Origin of the sequence: Capnocytophaga sp., from assembly GCF_030532915.1 — a bacterium.
GTDB lineage: Bacteria > Bacteroidota > Bacteroidia > Flavobacteriales > Flavobacteriaceae > Capnocytophaga.
Window position 1 is genome coordinate 1 of sequence record NZ_JAUNKD010000031.1, and the last position, 22,208, is coordinate 22,208.

The 22,208-nt window shown below is 38.0% G+C and carries 19 protein-coding genes and 1 tRNA gene; 5 read left to right on the forward strand and 15 right to left on the reverse strand.

Annotated elements, in window-relative coordinates; genetic code table 11:
* The first annotated feature begins 640 nt into the window (after nt 1–640).
* Nucleotides 641–1,957 carry a leucine-rich repeat protein gene (locus tag Q4D72_RS09410; protein ID WP_303077593.1) on the forward strand — a complete coding sequence of 439 codons (1,317 nt, stop codon included), beginning with the start codon at nt 641–643 and terminating at the stop codon, nt 1,955–1,957.
* A gap of 221 nt (nt 1,958–2,178) precedes the next feature.
* A complete protein-coding gene (locus Q4D72_RS09415) occupies nt 2,179–3,705 on the forward strand; it encodes a catalase (protein ID WP_303077594.1) in 1,527 nt (508 codons plus the stop codon).
* A 70-nt stretch (nt 3,706–3,775) separates the two neighbouring features.
* Here Q4D72_RS09415 and Q4D72_RS09420 read toward each other — a convergent pair whose 3' ends face one another.
* From Q4D72_RS09420 to Q4D72_RS09470, 11 genes are all read right to left on the reverse strand, one after another.
* Nucleotides 3,776–4,651: a hypothetical protein gene (locus Q4D72_RS09420; RefSeq protein WP_303077595.1), complete on the reverse strand. Its 876-nt coding sequence runs from the start codon at nt 4,649–4,651 to the stop codon at nt 3,776–3,778.
* A 94-nt stretch (nt 4,652–4,745) separates the two neighbouring features.
* Nucleotides 4,746–6,350 (reverse strand): apolipoprotein N-acyltransferase, encoded by a 1,605-nt coding sequence (lnt, locus tag Q4D72_RS09425; RefSeq protein WP_303077596.1) that lies wholly within the window; start codon nt 6,348–6,350, stop codon nt 4,746–4,748.
* Nucleotides 6,351–6,401: 51 nt separating this feature from the next.
* Entirely contained in the window at nt 6,402–7,613 is a 1,212-nt protein-coding gene (locus Q4D72_RS09430; RefSeq protein ID WP_303077597.1) for a hypothetical protein, read from the reverse strand.
* A gap of 170 nt (nt 7,614–7,783) precedes the next feature.
* Nucleotides 7,784–8,734 carry a transketolase family protein gene (locus tag Q4D72_RS09435; protein WP_303077598.1) on the reverse strand — a complete coding sequence of 317 codons (951 nt, stop codon included), beginning with the start codon at nt 8,732–8,734 and terminating at the stop codon, nt 7,784–7,786.
* Nucleotides 8,735–8,903: 169 nt separating this feature from the next.
* Nucleotides 8,904–9,215 (reverse strand): nucleotidyltransferase family protein, encoded by a 312-nt coding sequence (locus Q4D72_RS09440; RefSeq protein WP_303077599.1) that lies wholly within the window; start codon nt 9,213–9,215, stop codon nt 8,904–8,906.
* Nucleotides 9,216–9,500: 285 nt separating this feature from the next.
* Nucleotides 9,501–10,754 (reverse strand): pyridoxal phosphate-dependent aminotransferase, encoded by a 1,254-nt coding sequence (locus Q4D72_RS09445; RefSeq protein WP_303077600.1) that lies wholly within the window; start codon nt 10,752–10,754, stop codon nt 9,501–9,503.
* 338 nt (nt 10,755–11,092) lie between these two features.
* Nucleotides 11,093–11,521, reverse strand: a complete 429-nt coding sequence (locus Q4D72_RS09450; RefSeq protein ID WP_303077601.1) for a hypothetical protein — start codon at nt 11,519–11,521, stop codon at nt 11,093–11,095.
* Between the two features lie 196 nt (nt 11,522–11,717).
* Nucleotides 11,718–12,446: a Fic family protein gene (locus tag Q4D72_RS09455; RefSeq protein WP_303077602.1), complete on the reverse strand. Its 729-nt coding sequence runs from the start codon at nt 12,444–12,446 to the stop codon at nt 11,718–11,720.
* Between the two features lie 146 nt (nt 12,447–12,592).
* Nucleotides 12,593–13,354 (reverse strand): DUF6261 family protein, encoded by a 762-nt coding sequence (locus tag Q4D72_RS09460; protein WP_303077603.1) that lies wholly within the window; start codon nt 13,352–13,354, stop codon nt 12,593–12,595.
* 343 nt (nt 13,355–13,697) lie between these two features.
* Nucleotides 13,698–15,125 carry a hypothetical protein gene (locus tag Q4D72_RS09465; RefSeq protein ID WP_303077604.1) on the reverse strand — a complete coding sequence of 476 codons (1,428 nt, stop codon included), beginning with the start codon at nt 15,123–15,125 and terminating at the stop codon, nt 13,698–13,700.
* Between the two features lie 19 nt (nt 15,126–15,144).
* Complete coding sequence (locus Q4D72_RS09470) at nt 15,145–15,990, reverse strand: transketolase (RefSeq protein ID WP_303077605.1); 846 nt, start codon at nt 15,988–15,990, stop codon at nt 15,145–15,147.
* 146 nt (nt 15,991–16,136) lie between these two features.
* Between Q4D72_RS09470 and Q4D72_RS09475 the strand changes: the two genes are divergently transcribed.
* The 3 genes from Q4D72_RS09475 to typA all read left to right on the forward strand — a co-directional run bounded on the left by Q4D72_RS09475 (nt 16,137) and on the right by typA (nt 19,357).
* A tRNA-Pro gene (locus Q4D72_RS09475) sits at nt 16,137–16,209 on the forward strand.
* A 235-nt stretch (nt 16,210–16,444) separates the two neighbouring features.
* Complete coding sequence (gene queA / locus Q4D72_RS09480) at nt 16,445–17,494, forward strand: tRNA preQ1(34) S-adenosylmethionine ribosyltransferase-isomerase QueA (protein WP_303077611.1); 1,050 nt, start codon at nt 16,445–16,447, stop codon at nt 17,492–17,494.
* 57 nt (nt 17,495–17,551) lie between these two features.
* A complete protein-coding gene (typA, locus tag Q4D72_RS09485) occupies nt 17,552–19,357 on the forward strand; it encodes a translational GTPase TypA (RefSeq protein ID WP_303077606.1) in 1,806 nt (601 codons plus the stop codon).
* 145 nt (nt 19,358–19,502) lie between these two features.
* On the opposite strand, the gene Q4D72_RS09490 is transcribed toward typA, so the two are convergent.
* From Q4D72_RS09490 to Q4D72_RS09505, 4 genes are all read right to left on the reverse strand, one after another.
* Nucleotides 19,503–19,961, reverse strand: coding sequence for a hypothetical protein (locus Q4D72_RS09490; protein ID WP_303077607.1), 459 nt, complete (start codon nt 19,959–19,961; stop codon nt 19,503–19,505).
* Between the two features lie 58 nt (nt 19,962–20,019).
* Entirely contained in the window at nt 20,020–20,694 is a 675-nt protein-coding gene (locus Q4D72_RS09495) for a hypothetical protein (RefSeq protein WP_303077608.1), read from the reverse strand.
* A gap of 98 nt (nt 20,695–20,792) precedes the next feature.
* The gene (locus tag Q4D72_RS09500; protein WP_303077609.1) at nt 20,793–21,446 is read right to left on the reverse strand and encodes a porin family protein; all 654 of its coding nucleotides are present in this window, start codon (nt 21,444–21,446) and stop codon (nt 20,793–20,795) included.
* A 40-nt stretch (nt 21,447–21,486) separates the two neighbouring features.
* Complete coding sequence (locus Q4D72_RS09505) at nt 21,487–22,083, reverse strand: lipocalin family protein (RefSeq protein WP_303077610.1); 597 nt, start codon at nt 22,081–22,083, stop codon at nt 21,487–21,489.
* Between the last annotated feature and the right edge of the window lie 125 nt (nt 22,084–22,208).

Here is a 22,208-nt window from a genome sequence, read left to right on the forward strand (position 1 = left end):
CAATTAAAAAAAACAATTAATAAATTATTGATACTATGGGAATTAGCAACTTAAACAATGTGCATTTTTTGATGATAAATACTACCTTTTTTACCATTAAAAGTATCTAAAAGATAGTTTAAATGGTGTTTTAGGTGGTAAAAAGTACCTCTGAGGTGGTTGTTACTATCTTTTTCATAATTAAAAGTACCTAAAAGATAGTTTAAATGGTGTTTTAGGTGGTAAAAAGTACCTCTGAGGTGGTTGTTACTATCTTTTTCATAATTAAAAGTACCTAAAAGATAGTTTAAATGGTGTTTTAGGTGGTAAAAAGTACCTCTGAGGTGGTTGTTACTATCTTTTTCATAATTAAAAGTATCTAAAAGGTAATTTAAATGGTGTTTTAGGTAGTAAAAAGTACCTCAGAGATGGTTGTTACTATCTTTTTCATAATTAAAAGTACCTAAAAGATAGTTTAAATGGTGTTTTAGATAGAAAAAAGTACCTCTAATGGACAAATAACAATTTTTCAATGAACAATGAACAAGAAACGTAATTATTAATTGTTATTTGTTCATTGAAAAACTATTCATTGAAAAAAGGCGAAACCCGAAAAGCCTGTAACAGAGTAGGGATTTTACTAATTTAATTTTACAGAAAAATGAGAAAAATTGCAATGTACGCCATAGCACTGCTATTGGCAATGGGCACAGTGAGTTGTACCAAAGAAGGTCCTGCGGGAAAAGATGGTATTGACGGCAAGGACGGACGTGACGGAAAAGACGGGAAAAATGGTAATGTCATCATCACGGGTAACGGAGCTCCTGATGCCGGACTGGGAAATGTGGGCGACTATTATTTTGACCGAACCACTTCCAATTTATACGGAGCAAAAACTGCCCAAGGTTGGGGAACGCCTGTTTCTTTAAAAGGATTACAAGGTGAAAAGGGTGATACAGGAAATACGGGAGCTGACGGAAACAAAATTCTTTACGGAACAACCGCCCCCTCCGCCAATTTGGGGAATATAGGCGATTGGTATATCGACACACAAAACGGAAGATTATACGGAGCTAAAACCGCCCAAGGTTGGGGAAATGGTGTTTCGTTGAACAATGGTGGCGGACAAGTAGCTCCAAAATTTGATTTTATCATCAGCCGAGACGGCACTATGCTGACTCATTGGTTTAATCAGGGAGTAACTTCAATAAATATGAATGATTATCCCGAGTTGAAAGATGTAACCCAAATTGGAACTAATGTTTTTTCTGATTTCCATAAACTATCACAGGTTGTTCTAACAGATAAAATCACGCATATCGAAAAAGGAGCTTTTTATAGCTGCATAAAATTAACACAAATCAATATTCCACAAGGGATTACATATATTGGAAAAAGTGCTTTCGAAAACACAGGCTTGGCATCTGTCGTATTACCTAATGGGATTACTCGTATAGAAAAATCTACTTTCGCAGGATGTAGTTCTTTGAATGCTGTGCATATACCCAATAGTGTAACCTACACTGGAGATTATGCTTTTATTCACTCAGGATTAACATCTATTGTAATTCCTAATAGCGTAACTGAATTAGGAGGGGGAGCTTTTTATGGTTGTGAAAAATTAACCTCGGTAACGCTTTCTAATCAAATGACCATTATTAAAGGAGGAGATTACAGCGGTACATTCTCTAACTGTCCAATGCTTACAACTCTTACAATTCCAGCAAGTATAACCACCATTGAAAAAGGAGCTTTTCAGAATAGTGGTTTAACTACCGTTACGTTAGAGGCAACCACGCCCCCACAAATGGAAAATTATAGAGGGCTTTTCTTTAATCAATATGTTGATACTCATAATAATACTCTCACTGGGGTAAAAATCGTTTACGTACCGGCAAGTAGTTTAAATGCTTACCAAGCCGCAGCAGGTTGGAGTGAATTGCAAACTAAGGGCATTTCTTTACAAGCCAAGCCTTAAATAAAAAGTCTGCAACTGGTTATTCAGATAATTTATAGGGTATCATAGTCAAAACCATATAACAATATAGAACTTATCCTATGTTGCTATGTGGTTTTAATTTATGACAAAATCCCTGTATCAATTTTATTTATACTAATATAGAAAATATCATCACTAAAATCCTTTTTTAACTCATTTTTTGCCTACCTTTGCCCCATAAAATTCTAAAAAGAAACATAATGAACCATAACAAACTAACAAACGCCAACGGAGCGCCCGTTGCCAACAATCAAGACACAATGACCGCAGGTAAAAGAGGTCCGGCTCTTTTGCAAGACGTGTGGTTTTTAGAGAAATTAGCTCACTTTGACCGTCAAGTGATTCCGGAGCGTGTGATGCACGCCAAAGGTTCGGGAGCTTACGGAACTTTCAAAGTAACACACGACATTACCAAATATACAAAAGCGTCTATCTTTGCCGAAATCGGGAAAGAAACGCCGATGTTCGTTCGTTTTTCAACCGTTGCCGGAGAGCGTGGAGCGGCTGATGCGGAGCGTGATATCCGCGGTTTTGCAATGAAATTCTACACCGATGAAGGAAACTGGGATTTGGTAGGAAACAACACGCCTGTGTTCTTCCTTCGCGACCCGCTTAAATTCCCTGATTTGAACCACGCCGTAAAACGCGACCCGCGAACCAATATGCGTTCTGCTGACAATAACTGGGATTTCTGGACGTTGCTTCCTGAGGCGCTTCACCAAGTAACTATCGTGATGAGCGACCGCGGAATTCCGAAATCGTACCGCACAATGCACGGATTTGGTAGCCACACTTTCTCGTTTATCAATGCGGAAGGCGTTCGCCACTGGGTGAAATTCCACCTCGTTTCGCAACAAGGCATCGAAAACCTAACCGATGAAGAAGCTGCAAAATTGGTGGGAATGGACAGAGAATCGCACCAAAAAGATTTGTACGAAGCCATCGAAAACGGAAACTTCCCAAAATGGAAAATGTTCGTACAGATTATGACCGAAGAACAAGCTAACAAATTGGAATACAATCCATTTGATTTAACCAAAGTTTGGTATAAAAAAGATTTTCCGCTAATCCCTGTGGGAGAATTTGAATTGAACAGAAACCCTGAAAACTACTTTGCGGAAGTGGAGCAATCGGCTTTCAGTCCTGCCAATGTAGTTCCCGGAATCGGATTTTCACCTGACAGAATGTTGCAAGGTCGTTTGTTCTCATACGGCGATACGCACCGCTACCGTTTAGGCGTAAACCACAATCAAATTCCTGTGAACGCTCCAAAATGTCCTGTTTCAGGTTATCACCGCGACGGAGCAATGCGTGTGGACGGCAACTATGGTTCTACAAAACACTATGAACCCAATAGTTTCGGAGTTTGGCAAGAGCAAAAACAGTTCCAAGAGCCGCCATTGGCACTCAACGGAGATGCGTACAATTACGACTTCCGTGAGGACGATGACGACTACTTCACACAGCCGCGTAAATTGTTCCAATTAATGAACGACGAGCAGAAAAAAGCCTTGTTTGAGAATACGGCGAGAGCCATTGGCGGAGCTCAGAAATTCATTCAAGTGCGACATATCCGCAACTGTTACCACGCCGACCCGGCTTATGCAAAAGGTGTGGCTGATGCTCTCGGACTTACAATGGAAGAGGTCTTGAAATACGACCACCCTGCATTGAACTTAGGTCCCGTAGCTCACAAAAAAATGGAATGTCCTTTTGGTCATAAATAAAATAGTTTTTAAGTAAAAAAATCCTCGAATTGCTTCGAGGATTTTTTATTTTAAAACTTTGATAAACTGGTTAGTATCTTTTGTAAAAAGCACTGATAATTTCAGTGTTTCCGTTGTCGTCATCGGTAATAAAAACAACCTTAACAGTATCGGTTTCAGCTGACGGACATAATGCAACTGATTCCACTTTTAAAGGTTTGTCAGCAGAAGGAATTATACCGTAACGTTTCACCGTACTATATTTAAAATCAGAAATATCCAATTCACCAACCCAACTTCCGATAATTTCACCGTCATTATAGGCGTCATCAGAAGCCTCTGCCGAAGCCGTAAAAAGTATCGTTTTTACATCAATGGCAGTAGCCCCCGAAAAACCGATTTGTACATTTTTTTCTTGTGGAAGTTCAATGCGTTTGACTTCTACCTCAGGGATTTTTCCGTTTGTGAGATAGGCAGTAAACGCGTCATAATTAAATCGCATAATCAGGTTGTTAGCACGATTGAAGAGGTACAAAAAACCATCGGCAAAAGCGGTAGCTTCGATGTTTAATTCGGCATTTTCAAGTTCGGGCAGTTGTTTTAAATGGTTGTAAAATTCGGTCAGGTTGTAATAGTGTATTTTGGCTGTTTCGTCCAAAAAAACACGAATGAATATATCACGCTGAGGCGATTTTGACCCCGAGCCAAATATTGCTAATTCGTTTTTTGAAATAAATTCAAGCGTTTCAAAATCAGGTTTTTGTTTTTTCTTGATTCTGTTTTTTTTGAACTCAAAATCATTCGGATTTACCAAATCAATTTTTTCCGTCAGCTGAAAATTTGAATCAAAAACATACAAAAACGGACTGTCATCACCAATGGCATAATATTTTCTGGCTTGTTGCCCTATGCCCGAACCACTAGGAAAATCGGCGATATGCTTCATTTCGGTAATTTTGATTTTCATATTTTTGGGTGTAAAATGATTACAATTACAAAAAATTAATGCAAGAAGAGCATAAAAATAATATTTCTTCATATTTAATGATAAAAAAAATGTATTAATCAGTAAAAATACGACTTCTTTTTTTAGAAATAGCATATAAAAACAAGAAAAACGCCAAAAAATAAGCGATTCTGGCTAAACAATCTCCTGTTTGCACATAAAAAGTATGTTTTTCATTCAAATTAACTGTTCCTCGGAGGCTTCCTTGAGTGTCATATGCCAATGTTTTTTCAATGTCGCCTCGTTGGTTGATAAAAGCCGAAATTCCGGTGTTGGCACTTCGGGCAATACTTCGGCGGGTTTCAATGGCGCGCAGGCGGGCGTAACTGAGCAATTGTTTGTGTCCTTGCGTGTTTTTCCACCACGCATCGTTGGTGAGTATCGCCAAAAAATTGGCATTACCTTCGGTAACGTAATCGGTAACAAATTCGCCGTAAATCGATTCGTAACAAATGACGGGGGCTGCTTTTCCGGCGGTGTTTTCACCGGCAAAAACCGAGCGATGCGGTTGTGTGGTTTTCAGTGCAACCGTGCCTCCTAAATCAATTAACGTTTCGCCCAGAATGGGTTTTAAAACGCTCTGATACGGAAAATTTTCCACCCCGACAACCAATTTTGATTTATGATAGAGCGAAATTTCGGGCTTTCGAGTAAGCAAAAAAGCGGAATTATAATCATTGTACCAAATATTGTGTCGCTCCCAGTAATTACTTTGCTCGGTGATTTTTTTGGGGTCGGAAATAAAATCAATCATAGCAACTCCGCCAACGATGTTCAGATTGGGAAAATCGGTTTGCAAGCGGCGTAATTCCGATATTTCGGGCGAAACAGATAAGCCGTTTAACTTTACATTGCTTGAAAAAACGGTTTCGGGGGTGATGAGAAAACGAACGTTTTCATTGAGTTTTTTACGCGCCAAATTGGCCAACAAACGCGCCGTTTCGGTATTTGAAATTTCATATTTTTCGTGATACGGGTCGATATTCGGCTGTAAAACAACCACTTCAATCGGATTTTTTGTTTCTTCGTAATTGTGGTACATAAAATATGAAATCACCAAAGGAACAGCCACCGCAAGCAACCCGATTCCCACTCCGTTTGCCAATAGTTTTCGGTTTTTGGTTTGAAAATATATATTGGCTTGCACAAACAGAATGATATTTACCAACCAAACCCAGAGGCTTCCGCCAAATGCTCCCGTAAATTCATACCATTGCACCCACGTCGGCGATTCAGAAAAAACATTCCCCAGATTGAGCCAAGGCCACGAAACATCCCACGTCAGGTGAAATTTTTCAAACGAAAGCCATATCACCACCAAAAAAACAAATGCTATTTTCTGCGGAAGGCGCTTTGCCACAATGTGATACAACAAGAAAGTAGTAGTCATTAAAAACGTATTCGCTAAAATGGCAAATACGGCACCGCCTTTGGTAGAATGCCATATCCACCACGTGGTAATTACGTTCCAAATCAAAAATGAGGCATAAGCAACCGCAAAAACTTTTCGTTTGGTATGTTTATAATTGGTGCGTATGTGTTTTTCGGCAAATAACAACGGAACAAATGCCACAAAAATCACCAGCGCAAAGCCATAAGTAGGCCAAGCTGTGGCTAATAAAAGTCCTGAAAATAGGGCGAGTACGCTATTTTGTTTCATTAAAAACTTGATTGTTAATTAATTTTTACGTTGGGCAAAGATACTAAATTATTACGGATTAACAGAATTTGCTTTTCTGTTGGGCAATGCCTTCGTTTTGACAATGATATAGAAAAAAGCACCGGCGGAAACCAAAAATAATCCGCTTGCTGCTGCCAACCATTTAAAATACGACCCGAAGAAGGGTAAATTAAACCAAATTGCCAATCCCTTGTAGCCGATAAGGGCCTCGGTTATCAAAAAAGCTAAAAAATAGCTGAAAAGTACCCATTTTGGGAAGTAAATTCCGAAAAATGTTTTTAAAACGAAGCAAATTCCGACAAACATCACGCCTAAAAAAGTAAAATGCAAATATGCAATAACTAAATCCATATTGAAAAACAGTTGTTTTGCCAATGAAGGAATCGCCGATAGCCCTAAGAAAAGCGTTTTTATGAAGAATAAAATCAAAAAAACACTCAAAAAGGTGTCTTTTTTCTCTTTTATGGTGAAATAAATCCGCATTAATTCCCCCCAAAGGTATAAAAGCAATAACACAGAACCGCCTCCGATGAGGTATAAAACAATATTTCCGTTAAAAAGTTCCGTCCACGAGAGGCAAACACTTCCTAAAATCGCTAAAAAATAAGCAAATGTGAGAATTTTTCGGCTATTTTCAAGAAACAGGGATTTTTTTTCGATATATTTCAGAAAAAAAGCAGCCAAAACCGATAAAATAAAGCCGTTATATTGAAAATGTAAGAAAAAATAGATAGCAGCATTGTATTGCGCACTATTTTTTCCGTATAAAGCAATGGATACGGGCAAAAGCCAAATACCGATACCGGAAAAAACTAAAAAAAATAGACTGATTTTTAGAAAATCGTAGGAAATTTCTTTTTTTGCTTCCGTTTTCGTGTTTTTCAGCACAAAAAAACAGTAAATATATGTAGATAATAGAAAAAATGATGAAAAAGTAATTGACATCCAACCGTATCCCTGAAAAGGAAAACTACATAACATTCCAATGATGGTCAGTTGCGTGAAAACACCTAAAATTTTGTACTTTTTAAGTAAAATATCTTCTTTTATAAACGAATGATTTATAAATGCCGTCAAAATCGTGTAGCCCCAGCCCAGCATTGCTATGTGTGAGTGCGTATGGGTCAGGTGTCGATATTCAAAAAAAGACGGATACACCAGCGCCAATCGCAACAAAAAACCCGCCAAAACCGTTATCAAAAAATAAGCAAATGCCCATCGAAGTAACTGTAATGAATTCATAACAAACGAATATGATCAAAAAGAACAGCAAATATACTGATTTTAATTTGAAAATCTGAAAAAAAAGTATAAAAAAGAAAACATTCAGAATAGTCAAAATAAAAAAACCTTTACCAAAATGATTTTCTAAATTTGATAAAGGTTTATTGCTGAGCATAAATTGGGTGTAATTACTTCCGTTTTAAAACTTTATGTGTGGCTTTTACGATGGCATCTTTGTTCAATCCATACTTTTTCATCAGATCGGAAGGTGTTCCCGATTCGCCAAAAGTGTCATTTACGGCAACAAACTCCTGTGGCGTAGGGTGGTTTTGCGTCAGCACGCGGGCAACGCTCTCGCCCAAGCCTCCGTAATAGTTATGCTCCTCACAAGTGATGATTGCCTCCGTTTTGCGAACCGACTTTAAGATGATTTCCTCGTCTAACGGCTTGATAGTGTGTATGTTTATCACTTCGGCGGAAATTCCTGCGGATTGCAATTCGTCAGCTGCCAAAAGAGCCTCCCAAACCAAATGCCCCGTGGCTACAATCGTTACGTCAGAGCCCTCATTAAGGAGTATCCCTTTCCCAATCTCGAATTTTTGGTTCTCGGGTGTGAAATTCGCCACCGCAGGACGACCAAAACGCAAGTAAACCGGTCCCTGATAATCCGCAATGGCTAAGGTTGCCGCCTTGGTTTGGTTATAGTCACACGGATTTATCACCACCATACCGGGTAACATCTTCATCAAGCCAATGTCTTCCAGAATTTGGTGCGTTGCTCCGTCCTCGCCGAGTGTCAGTCCGGCGTGTGAGGCACAAATCTTTACGTTTTTACCTGAATAGGCGATAGATTGGCGGATTTGGTCATAGACGCGTCCTGTTGAGAAGGCAGCAAACGTTCCGGTGAAGGGAATCTTTCCGCCGATGGTCAGTCCGGCAGCGATGCCCATCATATTGGCTTCCGCAATTCCGATTTGGAAGAACCGCTCGGGGTTTTCTTCGATGAATTTCTCCATTTTGAGCGAACCTATCAGGTCGGCACAAAGCGCTACAACATTCGGATTGATTCTGCCAAGCTCAGCCAATCCTGCTCCAAAACCGCTACGGGTATCTTTCTTTCCTGTGTCTGTGTATTTCATTTTTTCTGTCTATTCGTTAATTATTACTATTTCTACTTCTTCCTTTTATAAATTATTGTATGATTGTTTTATTACGATTTACTAAAAAGTTTTAAAATTGTTGGTTTGCACATTAGCAAATTAAAATCCGACTTCATTACTAATAAAAAGTATATCATAAAGCTATTTTTTAACCTGCTTTGGCATAAATAAGTTGTTTTGTTTTATTGATTTCTTCTATAAAATAAGGGTTTTTCAATGATTTTTCCGTAACTAAATCCACTTTTCTGTTAAAAATACCTTGTAATACAAATAATAAGTCAAAATAATTATTGGCATAATCAAGCAAATCAATCGGCTGAAATTCCACCAATAAATCAATATCGCTCGACTGCAGAGAAAAATCATCACCCACCACCGAACCAAATGCATACAACGTACTCACCTTGTGTTTTTTACAAACCGCTATAATACTATCGTGATATTTTTGTATTTCTTTCATATTATTGTTTAATGATTTGTCAATTTTTAATTATATTTAGTTGTTCAAGTTTTACTACTCTTAAAAAATCCTTTCAAATGATAAGAATATGTTTTACAATCTTTAAAAAACAACCTCAAATGGTGATTTATAGTTTTACAATACGCTAAAAATAGTTTCAAATAAAATATTGTAACTTTACAATCTACAAAAACTTTTTCTGATTATGAATTTGAAAAACTATTATTTCGCAAAAAATAGATTCAATCGGGAGATTATCTTTTTACAAACTCCCGATTGATTATTTTATTTTAAGTCTGACAATGCTTTTTCCAATCTCGGAAGCACATCTTTAATATCTTGCAACGAACACCCACCCGCAGAAGCTCTGAACCAAGGTATCTGACGTGAATTGCCGAAAGCGGAGAACGGAACCAGTGCCATTCCGGCTTCTTTTATCAGATAGAACACCAAATCGGTGGAATCGATAAGGAGGTCGCCGGTCGGAGTGGTTTTCCCGATGTAGTCAATCTTAATAGTCAGATACAGAGCCCCCATCGGACGGATGCTATCCACCGAATAACCTTTTTGTTTCAACGCCTGAATGCCGCTGTGTAACGTTTCCAAACTGTGTTGTATTTTTCCTTTAAAGTCATTTACAAACGCATCAACCTCCGTTGTTTGCGTTAAGAAGTGAGCCATCGCCTGCTGTTCTGGCTTTGGAGCCCAAGCCCCCACGTGTGTCAGCAAGGCAGCCATTTTGGCAATCACTTCCGATACGCCAAACGCCCAACCTACACGAACGCCCGTCGCCGCAAAACACTTTGACGACCCGTCAATAAATATGGTGTAATCCTTCATCGCAGGGACTAAACTCACCGGATTGAAGTGTTTTTCACCGAAAGTAAGCATTGCGTAAATCTGGTCGTACATCAAATAGAGGGGTTTCCTGTCTGAACCTCGTCGCTGATTTTCCGCCACGATAAGCTCACAAATGTCTTTCAGCTGCTGCTCGGAAAACATCGTGCCGGTAGGGTTCAAAGGCGAACAGAGTGCCAACAACACGGCATCTTTCAAGTGCGGTTCCAACTCGGAAGCCGTAGGCAGGAAGTTGTTCTCGGGTTTTACTTCAATTTCTATCTTTTGTGCCGAGTTTAAATACGCATAATGGTTGTTGTTCCACGAAGGCACGGGATAGATAACCTTATCGCCCTCATCAACAATGGTTTTGAACGTGGCGTAAATTAACGGACGCGACCCTCCTGAAACAAGTATGTCTTTGGCGGTATACTGCAAACCGTAACGTTGTTCAATGTCTTTACTGATGTTTTCCCGCAGGGGAAGAATACCGCTTGCCGGCGGGTAGTTAGTCAGATTATCGGCGTAAGCCTGTCGGATTCCGTCTTTTAACAACTGCGGAATCGGATAAATGTTGGAATCCAAATCGCCGATGGTTAAGTTGGTGATTTTTTCACCTTTGGCTTTCAGGTCGTTTACCTCATTGCCAATCTTCACGATTTCAGAACCTATCAGGTGCTGTGCTAATTTTGATACTTTCATTTTTTATATCGATATGTTTTTTATCAAATTATAAGTTCCTCACCCTATCCCTCTCCCAAGGAGAGGGGACACTCGGTTGGGTTTGTATATGTACCTTTGTCAAAGTTTGGAACTTTGACAAAGGTTTTTGGTGTTAATCTGTATGTTTACAGTTCTCCCTAAATCCCCCTTTGAAGGGGGTAGGGGGATGTTAACCCCTAAATTCCGCTCCCAATCTCGTTCCGAAGGAGTACGGACACTCGGTTGCGTTTACGTATGTACCTTTGTCAAAGTTCAAAACTTTGACAAAGGTTTTTGGTGTAGGGCTGCTGTTTTACAAATAAAACATTTCTTTGCAATTATTTACAATACGGAACAGTGAATTTGCCGTTGGCTTTCTCACCTGTAACTGTGCTTGCTTCAACCCAAATGGTAACCTCCTTGTCGTTGTATTGATGTTTTACTTTGCTTCTAAAAGCATTCATTAATTTATTTTTATTTTTAAACACAACATTATAATTATCCGAAATGCCATCTACGGGTATGTCTACCGACAAATAGTTTTGCAATTCATAAACTTTTGAAGCACAATCACTCGGTTGAGGTGTTATATATACAGCAATTGTATTGTCTCTTTTAAATGCATAGCCACCTTTTGCGGAAAAATGTTCTCCTTCCATTTCCCAGCTAAGCAATTGTGTGTCATCTGTTTTACTGTCCTCTTTTTTTGAACAAGAAAGACTCATCGTAATAATGCTAATTACTGCTAATTGTACTAATTTTTTCATTTCTTTATTATTTACTGTTATTAATTTTTCTTTATATTATTTTAAATAAGTGAAAACACTTGGTTGGGTTTGTGTATGTACCTTTGTCAAAGTTTGGAACTTTGACAAAGGTTTTTAGTGTTAATCTGTATGTTTACAATTCACTACAAATCCTCCTTTGAAGGGAATAGGGAAATGTCAATTTTAATTTTGGCTCTCAAATAATATTTCCATAAAAGTAAACTACCCAATTTCGGTACTCATCTTGGGCTGACAAACACGTATCCCGTAAATATTCCTTAATGGTAGGAAATTCCTGTAATCCTCTGTAATAAAACTGCTTATGATTATGGTCTATAATAAACGGAACTATGCCATTTCGTAAACATTCTCTGAATAGTATTAATCTGCCTACACGTCCGTTACCGTCTTGAAAGGGATGTATCTTTTCAAATCGGTGATGGTAGGTAATGATGTCGTCAAAGGAAACTTCCGATAATGCATTATACCATTTATGCAATAGGTTGATTTCTTTTGAAATCTCATCGGGAGGTGTTGTTGGTTGTCCGCCTACTTCATTGGCATATTTTTTCCAATCACCTATGGTAAACCAATCTTTAAAACTATCAGAGGTACCTGCTTTCAGAATGCTGTGAAACTTCTTTATCAGCACATCAGATAATTTTTCGTCAATGCTATCCATCAGATAATCAAACGCAACAAAGTGATTGGAGGTTTCAATAATGTCATCTACCGGAATGGCTTCTTCATCTTTAAAACCAATGGTGCGAGTCTCAAAAATATAACGTGTTTGAGCCTCTGATAACTTACTGCCCTCAATCCGATTTGAATTGTAAGCCAAATGAATTTGCGTTTTGTGGTATAATCCGCCTTTTTGTTTGGCTTGCTTTTCTTCTTTCAAGCGTTGTAATAAAATAGTAGTCATTTCAAAATTGGTCTTTCTTGTTATCCTTTCTCTATTTCACTTCGAAATAGTAGAAACACTTAGCTGAGTTTACGTATGTACCTTTGTCAAAGTTTGGAACTTTGACAAAGGTTTTTGGTGTTACTTTGTATATTTACAATTCCTACTTATTCACTCTTAAAAGTAGGTTGCATTATATCTTTTTTTGTTTTTTTACCCGCACGAATGGCAAGCACATCTGCATAGTACTTGCGACTGTTGTTGATAACCTCTAGTACTTCTTTATAGAATGAATCTTGCTTAATATCAGCCAGCGTAACAATATAATTACACAGTTTTCGATAATTATCCGTGAGTTGCTTACGTATATCCTTAGCGTTTAGGTTTCCTTTTTTAAGGATTTGGTGCGACCGATGTGAAAAAAGAGCATCAAATTCCTTATTGGAAGTATCTAGTTCATCAATAAACTCCCGTATTTTTAATAGATTAATATACGGCGTGTATTTTTCAGTTCGCAAGGTTGAAACCAATACATTAATCTTCTTGGTTTCTTCTTCATAAACCTCACGGCTTACGTTCTTGTACTGGTCTAACACAATTTTCAGTGCATTGTAAGCTTCCTTCCGAGCTTCTATCTTTGAATTTCGATAAGGTTTGATACAGTCACGCACTGCTTGCATATCAGCTGCACGCACTTTATCTAACCGAGCTATTTTATTAGACTCTTCCTGAACATCGATTTGTTCCAATGCCTTACTATACACAGGGATTTGAGTCTGCAAGGCTTCAAATAACACTTTGAAGTCCGCATCAGTTTCTATATCTAAGTCGGTTCGCTCAAAATCTTCTAAGAATCGACTTATAAATTGCCCAAATTCAGCTTTGTGAAGCTGATAGACATCTAACTTTGTTAATTTTGATTTTGCCATTTCTTGTTGTTTTAAATTAAATATTTTATTTTGAATTTAATCTGTCAGACGATTAAAAGCAGTTTTACAACTTGCTTTCTGAACTTCTGACAGTATGTTTTTGTTTTGCGAATTAACTTTTTGTTACTTTGTTTCTGAATTGAATAGTTTTGATTCATTGTTTGCAATTCAATTATTATGTTGTAATATTACTATTTGTTAATTTGGTATTCAAATGATGAATTGCAAAGATACTATTTTTTATTTTGATAACGAATTATCGATTTGAAAATTTTACAATTTATAATATGAATCCTTTTTGTTGATTTGTGAAAATTCAAATCGTTTGCATTTACTCTTTTTGCTAATCCAAACTTTGTAAAAACACTGCTAATTGCTCCGTGTCTTGTTTTGAAAGTGTAGGGCGTAGTTTTTCAATCTCCAACCAGCTTTTGCGAAGACTATCAACTGTGCTTCGTACGTCAACCAAGTAAATGTGAGTTGATAGATACAAATCGCATAACTGCCCTACGTAATCTCTCATATACAATGTTAATTTCGGGTTCTCAAATGCCGGAATTTTATCTTCATACTTGGTACACATACTCGGAATTCGGCTTAGTGTTGTTTCATCTCCTTGATAATCATTCAAAAGAAGCGGCGGATGTTCTTCAATCTCCATATTTTTATACATAGAGACGTATTTCAAGGTTTCAGATAGTTGTTTTATTGCATCATCGGTAGGCTCTGCTATATCATTGATGTATTGAGGCGGGTCTTTATGAGGCGGAATGTTTGCAGGGTCAAATTTTTCAGCCTTGTCAATGAGTTGTTTAAATAGTTTGTCTAATTCTTTGCCTTCGTTTTTGGTAATCATTTTAGCTTTTACCAAATTTTTAACCGAACTTTTGTATTGTGATTTTAAAAATACAATTAATTGCTTTCGGTCAAGCTCTTTCCCTCCGTAATCCTTCAAATTGTAAATCTTGTCATTAGCTATACTATGAATACCCTCAGCGTAATATGATATATTATAAGGAAGGTCTTTGTCTACTACTCTAAAATCAGGATAATAAAGCGGGTCTTGTGTATGAGCCTCGTTGTGGTATGGCATATCAATGGTTTGTGGAGGGTCAACCTCAATGCTGTCACCGGGTTGGTAACCATAGCGTTCTTCTAGCTGTTTGTCATATGCCTGTTTTTGAGTTTTAATGGCTTCTACGTCATACAAAAAGGTTTTGTTGATGGATTCCTCTTTTACGAGCGTCCAGTTATAATCCACTCCGATGAGTTGTATTTCTTTTATCAAGCCTTTGACGTTGTGCGGAGCAATTATCGAAGTATTGTCCTTCTTGTTTTGGGTATCGACACAGATTTGACAAATATCTATTAGGTCATCTTCCTGATTTGTTTCAAATAGTTGTAATTTATACCACGTACATTGGTTCTTGGTAGAAATTTGCCCTGCTTGGGTTGTTAGTTTGAATCCCAACAAGCCGGGTTCAAAACCGCTTTGTGGCAAAAAGTGAACTTGATTGTCAAATGCTCCCAATACAACCGAAGACAGGTTTCCGTCTTTAAACAAAAAAGTTGCATTATTGGTTTCCAGAATCATTGATTTGTCGGCAACATATAGTGTAAGCAGCTTTGCAATCACTGTTCCGGGGATTTCTTTTTGTTCTTGCCCTAATTCGTAAGTCAATTTGTGAGTAAAGGTTAAGTTTTCGGGCTTCTGCTGAGCCGAAAGCAAGGTAGTAAAACCGATACCTATAATAAAGAGTAACTTCTTCATAGTTGAAAATGTGTTAAGATTAGTAATCACCCAATGTTTCGGGGTTTTGAGCCAGTGCTTTGGCAAGTTGCTCGTCGTTCGGGGCTTTGCCGTGCCACGCGTGCGTTCCCATCATAAAATCTACGCCGTTGCCCATTTCGGTATGCAGCAATACGCATACGGGTTTTCCTTTGCCGGTAAGCGATTTGGCGGTTTGCATACCTTTTAATATATCGGCAATGTTGTTTCCGTTTTTAATTTCCAAAACTTCCCAACCGAAGGCTTTGAATTTGGCATTTAGGTCGCCCAACGGCAGTACGTTATCGGTGCTTCCGTCGATTTGTTTTTTGTTGTAGTCAATGGTAGCTATCAGATTATCAACTGCTTTTCCGCCGGCGTACATCGCTGCTTCCCAGATTTGTCCTTCTTGCAATTCGCCGTCTCCGTGAAGTGTATAGACCAAATGCGGGTCGTTATTGAGCTTTTTGGTAAGTGCCGCCCCGATAGCGACCGACAGCCCCTGCCCGAGAGAACCCGAAGCGATACGTACGCCCTCCAATCCTTCGTGCGGAGTGGGGTGCCCTTGCAATCGGGAGTTCAACAACCGGAACGTATTCAGCTCACTTACGGGGAAGTAGCCACGCCGTGCCAATACGCTGTAAAACACGGGGGAAATATGTCCGTTCGAGAGGAAGAAAAGGTCTTCATTGGTGCCGTCCATCACAAATTCAGGGTTGTTGTTCATCAGTTCGTTGTAAAGGCATACTAAGAACTCGGCACAACCGAGCGACCCGCCGGGGTGCCCTGAATTTACTTTGTGAACCATTCGCAAGATATCTCTGCGTACTTGTATTGTTAAATCGGTAAGTTGTTGAATGTTTGTCATTTTAATTTTTGTTTATTAATCCTCGCAAATGTATGACTTTTTATTGTTGTGTGCAAACGAAGAAAAATAAATTCTTTTCAAATGAAAAAAAGTTTTTAAAAAGTTCGTTTTTCAAAAAAAATGTTTATCTTTGCACCCTCAAAAATCGGGGTGTGGCGCAGTTGGTAGCGTACACGTATGGGGTGCGTGTGGTCGCTGGTTCGAGTCCAGTCACCCCGACTTTTTTGATAAATTTCTTCTGTAATACAAAAACATATCCACTTATTTTATTTTCAGTAAACTACATTTACTTTTTGGTTATTTTTAGTTGATTTAGGTTGTGTTTATTTCAGCTATGTATCTGATTTATAAGTATTCATTATTTAAAATTAAAATAAATCGTTGATTTGCTTGACAATGCCTATGTCAATGCCGTATATTTGCACCCTTTTACAGAATATTTATATTAAAGATGATGAAATTATCCAACTTCAATTTCGAACTTCCGAAAGAATTATTAGCCGAATATCCAAGCGAAAACCGCGATGAAGCTCGTTTGATGGTTTTGCACCGAAAAACAGGGCAAATTGAGCATCGATTATTCAAAGATGTAATTGATTATTTTGATGATGGTGATGTGTTTGTGTTAAACAACACCAAAGTGTTTCCGGCTCGTTTACACGGAAATAAAGAAAAAACCAAAGCCAAAATTGAGGTTTTTTTGCTTCGTGAACTCAGTGCCGAACAACGCCTTTGGGACGTGTTGGTTGATCCTGCCCGAAAGATACGCATCGGTAATAAATTGTATTTCGGCAAAGATGATAGTTTGGTTGCCGAAGTTATAGACAACACCACTTCACGCGGCAGAACTTTGCGCTTTTTGTATGACGGTTCGTACGAAGAATTTCGTGATAAATTAACCGAATTGGGGCAAACACCGCTTCCGAAGTATATTTCACGCGCCGTAGAACCCGAAGACGAAGAGCGTTACCAAACCATTTATGCCAAACACGAAGGAGCGGTTGCAGCGCCTACTGCCGGATTGCATTTTTCAAAACATTTGATGAAACGCCTTGAAATTAAAGGAATTAATTTTGCAGAAATAACCTTGCACGTCGGGCTGGGAACTTTTAGTCCGGTGGAAGTGGAAGACCTGTCAAAACACAAAATGGACAGTGAGGAAATCATCATTCCGGAAGACCAAGCCGAAATTATCAATAAAGCGAAATTGGGTAAAAATAAAGTCTGCGCCATAGGAACTACCGTAATGCGCGCTATGGAAAGTTCGGTTTCATCGGAAAATACCGTAAATCCGTTTGCGGGTTGGACTAATAAATTTATTTTCCCGCCCTATGATTTTAGCGTTGCCAATGCTATGATTACAAATTTCCATACCCCGAAATCTACCTTACTGATGATGGTGTCAGCTTTTGGTGGACACGATTTAGTGATGCGTGCCTACAAGGAAGCAGTTGCTGAAAAATATAAATTTTATTCCTACGGAGACGCAATGTTAATTTTGTAAAAAAGTTTACTTTTAAATTTAATTTTATCTTTGTGCCCTAAATTTTAAATACATTTTATGACAGCTATCAAAAATATAGCCATTATTGCCCACGTTGACCACGGAAAAACCACGTTGGTGGACAAAATTTTGCACCATTGTGCGTTGTTTAGAGAAAATCAAGAATCAGGAGAACTGATTTTGGATAATAACGACATTGAGCGTGAACGGGGCATTACTATTCTTTCCAAAAACGTTTCCGTAAATTATAAAGGAACGAAAATCAATATTATAGACACGCCCGGGCACGCCGATTTTGGTGGTGAGGTGGAACGTGTACTCAATATGGCGGACGGGGTTTTGCTTTTGGTCGATGCCTTTGAAGGACCGATGCCACAAACCCGTTTCGTATTGCAAAAAGCCATCGAAATGAAACTCAAACCCATTGTGGTGGTGAATAAGGTGGATAAAGAAAACTGCACGCCCGACGAGGTGCACGAAGCGGTTTTTGACTTGATGTTTGAACTCGGTGCCGAAGAATGGCAGTTGGATTTCCCGACCGTGTATGGTTCTGCCAAAAACAACTGGATGTCAACTGATTGGAAACAACCAACGGACTCTATTGCGCCACTTTTGGATATGGTTATCGAGCATATTCCGTCACCGAAAATTGTGGAAGGAAACACGCAAATGCTCATCACTTCATTGGATTATTCTTCTTTTACGGGACGGATTGCCATCGGGCGTTTGCAACGTGGCATACTGAAAAGCGGAATGAACGTTTCATTGGTAAAACGAGACGGAACTATTTCAAAATCAAAGATTAAGGAGCTTCATACCTTTGACGGATTAGGACGCAAAAAAATCGATGAAGTGCAAGCGGGCGACATCTGTGCCATTGCCGGATTGGAAGGTTTTGACATCGGGGATACCATTGCCGATTTTGAAAATCCTGAGGCTTTGCCAACCATCGCCATTGATGAACCAACGATGAGTATGTTGTTCACTATCAACGATTCCCCTTTCTTCGGAAAAGACGGAAAATTTGTTACGTCACGCCACATTAAAGAGCGTTTGGAGAAGGAATTGGAGAAAAATCTTGCGCTTCGGGTGGAGCCGACCGACAGTGCCGACAAATTTATGGTTTTCGGGCGCGGGGTGCTTCACTTATCGGTGCTTATCGAAACGATGCGTCGGGAAGGATACGAATTGCAAATCGGTCAGCCACAGGTGATTATAAAAGAAGTTGACGGCGTAAAATGCGAACCCATTGAGGAATTGACCATTGACCTTCCGGAGAATGTCAGCGGAAAAGCCGTTGAAATGGTAACCGTGCGCAAGGGCGAAATGCTCAGTATGGAACCCAAAGGCGAGCGAATGATTATCAAGTTTACGATTCCTTCACGAGGCATTATAGGTCTTCGAAATCAGCTGCTTACAGCCACAGCCGGAGAAGCCATTATGAATCACCGCTTTTTGGAATATCAGCCATTTAAGGGTGAAATTGCCGGACGCATCAGTGGTTCGTTAATTTCAATGGAAAAGGGAACTGCTATTCCGTATTCACTTGATAAACTGCAAGATAGAGGAAAGTTTTTCATCAATCCGGGTGAGGAAATTTACACGGGGCAGGTTATCGGTGAAAATACCCGCAGCGACGATATGGTGGTAAACGTGACAAAAACCAAGAAACTCACCAACATACGTTCAGCCGGAGCGGACGATAAAATGCGTATTGCACCCGCCATTAAATTTTCATTGGAAGAAGCCTTGGAATATATCCAAAAAGATGAATACGTGGAAGTTACACCTAAAAACTTACGCCTTCGTAAAATTTACCTCGATGAAAATGAGCGTAAACGACACGAAAAAGAGTTTAAGTAATTCTAATAAAAAAATCCCGAGTTTTTGTCTCGGGATTTTTTTTGTGGGTGAAATATTTATCTTGTGGTAAAGAAAATATTCTTAAAAAAATAATAAATATCATTTTTATTGTTTGGTATTCTTCCAACTTACAGATTGTGAAGTGTTACCATACTTCATGATTATCCGTAATAGTAAAATATCCCTCTCCTTCACTTATGTATTCTCTATTTATACTATTATTTTTAGTGATTTTATGTGTATAAACACATTTAGCTAAATAAAGATTACGATACATCTCATTATAGCCTCCGTATGAATCATATTTCATTCTATACCAGATGACATTGACATCTGTGGCTTTAAATTTAAAAGTATATTTAATTCCTTTTTTAACAGCAATGAAAATATTATCACTAACATCTATTTTAGACCCATTTAATCTAAATTCCGAATAGAAATCTGCATCCACTTGCAAAACAAACTCTCTTCCTGATTTTTTAACCTCATCAATAGTTTTGTATATTACAAAATTTTCTCCTGAATTTTCTTCGTCTTTTTTACAGCCTGTTAATAATACCATTCCAATTATGTAGAATAATAATAATGTTATTTTCTTCATCATTTTAAAAATTAAAATTTTTCCCTACTCTTTTTAGGCTTTTCGGGTTATGCCTGTTTAATTAAAATCTAACAACCACTCCTATACTATTTTTCCCAATGATAGGATTAATTGTTACTTTCTTATCTTGATTGCTGTTGTATTTTTCGATAGCTTGTGCTTTTTGTTTATTTGCCAATCCTCTAAATATAAATGATGGCACAAGAAAACCTACCGCGGCAGCATCGGCATACAACCAAGTATTCGATTGAGGATCTGCAATAACTGCAACAAGCCCCACAGTAGCAAAAAGACAACCTACTACACCACATACTATCTCACCGGTGCGAAACCCCTGTGACTTTTTATAGATAGCCCTCGCTTCTTGATCCTGATACAAAATGCTTTTCATTTCACTTCCTGAAATGCGTTTGCCGTTTAAAAAGTGGGTTTTATCTATGATTGTAATTCTATTTTTAGGAGTATTGTCTCCATTACCTGCCTTATTTTCCGTTATGGGAGTTTCGTTATTAAAAATATCTTTTGAACCATTTTCATAGCGGATAAGTAACACGTCTGATTTCAACAATGTATAAACCGGACTATTAGGATTGTCAAATTTTTTGTATTTGATTTCGTTTAATGTAATTTCAAGTACTTTGGCTTGAATATCTTCACCTTTTTTAGTGGTGATTACATCTTGTGAATAGGCTGAAAAACCTATAAGACTCATTAAAAAAACAACTATATATTTCATATTCATTATGCTTATTTTTTTTGAAAAATGATAACTAAACAATTGATATCAAGGTGTCTTTTTTGTGTACAATTGTTTAGTTATCTTGATTAATAATTTTAAAATTTATATCCTACACCTATTTGAATAACACGATTTTTGATTATTTTTCCTTCACTCTGTGCCAAATTGGTTAATCCGAAATTAAAATTGGCATCAAAGAATAGCCCCATAGGCAGGTTGTATTCTGCTCCGATACCCAAACCAAAATCGAATTTTTTGTTGACATCTTCTGAATATGTTTCCCCATCTATTTTTGATTTGGCAAATGTCAAGTATCCAAAATTCATTCCTATTTTGGGGCGAAAACCTTCAATGTCGTATTTTACCCAAACAGGTAAATTGATAAGCCCAAACGTTAAGTGCGAATCATTATCAAAGGTTCTGTTTATTATCCGAGTGGTCGTCCCTCTGGAATTTTTTACTTCTCCTTTAACTGATTTCAACGTGGCGCCTTGTTGTGAATATGCCAAACCTGCTTCAATAAAAAAACGGTCAGAAAGCCCAAATTCAGCAAAAGCTCCTATATGAAATCCTGTTTTAAATCCTGTTTCAACTTCTGCATTGAGTGAACTATATTCATCATATGCTGATTCTTTGTCTGAGACTGTTGAAAAGTTTACTCCTGCTCTTGCGCCAAATTTAATTTCTTGCGCCTGTGCTGTGAAAATACTTGCAACGATAACCGTCGCCATTGTTAAAAATTTCTTCATTACTGTTAAATTTAAAAGTTAAAAAATATTTTAAAGACACCTATTGTTTTTCCATTATAGTGAATCCGTTAAGGATAACGTTTATATTTTCGGGAGTATCCAAATTATATTGTTGCAAAATTTGTTTCCCTCGCTGGTAAACCGAACGTATTTCCTTTTTCATTTCTTCGGAATACGAAACCTTCAAGGTTTTTCCCGAAAGGCTTTCAATGTGAAAAAGTGTTATTTCGCCCGAACTTCCGTCATTACCCTTGCCATACATAATTATTTTATTGTTTTGCACCTTGTATTTTATGCTTCCTTCACTAGCCAAATCATTTAAATCAAGGGCTTTGTTACAACGTTTGTATGTAAATTTATATCCGCCATTGGTGTATTCAAGTTCCATTTGCGGTATATAAAACTCACCTCTAAAATCACCGTTGGCTAAAAATTTGAACGTTGAACGCCCTGCACAATCTCTGGCTTGTTGGTCTTCATAAGTTAAATTAGGGTTTTGCGAGGTGCGCTTTCCGTTTACTTCGCCATCAACAATTCTCCAAGTGCCTACCAGTTCGGCATTGGTTTGTGAGTTGTCATCTTTACTGCAACCGATAAAACCGATTATCAAGGTTGCCATTACTAAAATTTTCTTCATTTTTCTATAAAATTAAATTGGTAAAATCCCTACTCTGTTACAGGCTTTTCGGGTTTCGCCTTTTTCAATGAACAGTTTTTCAATGAATAAATAACAATTAATAATTACGTTTCTTGTTCATTGTT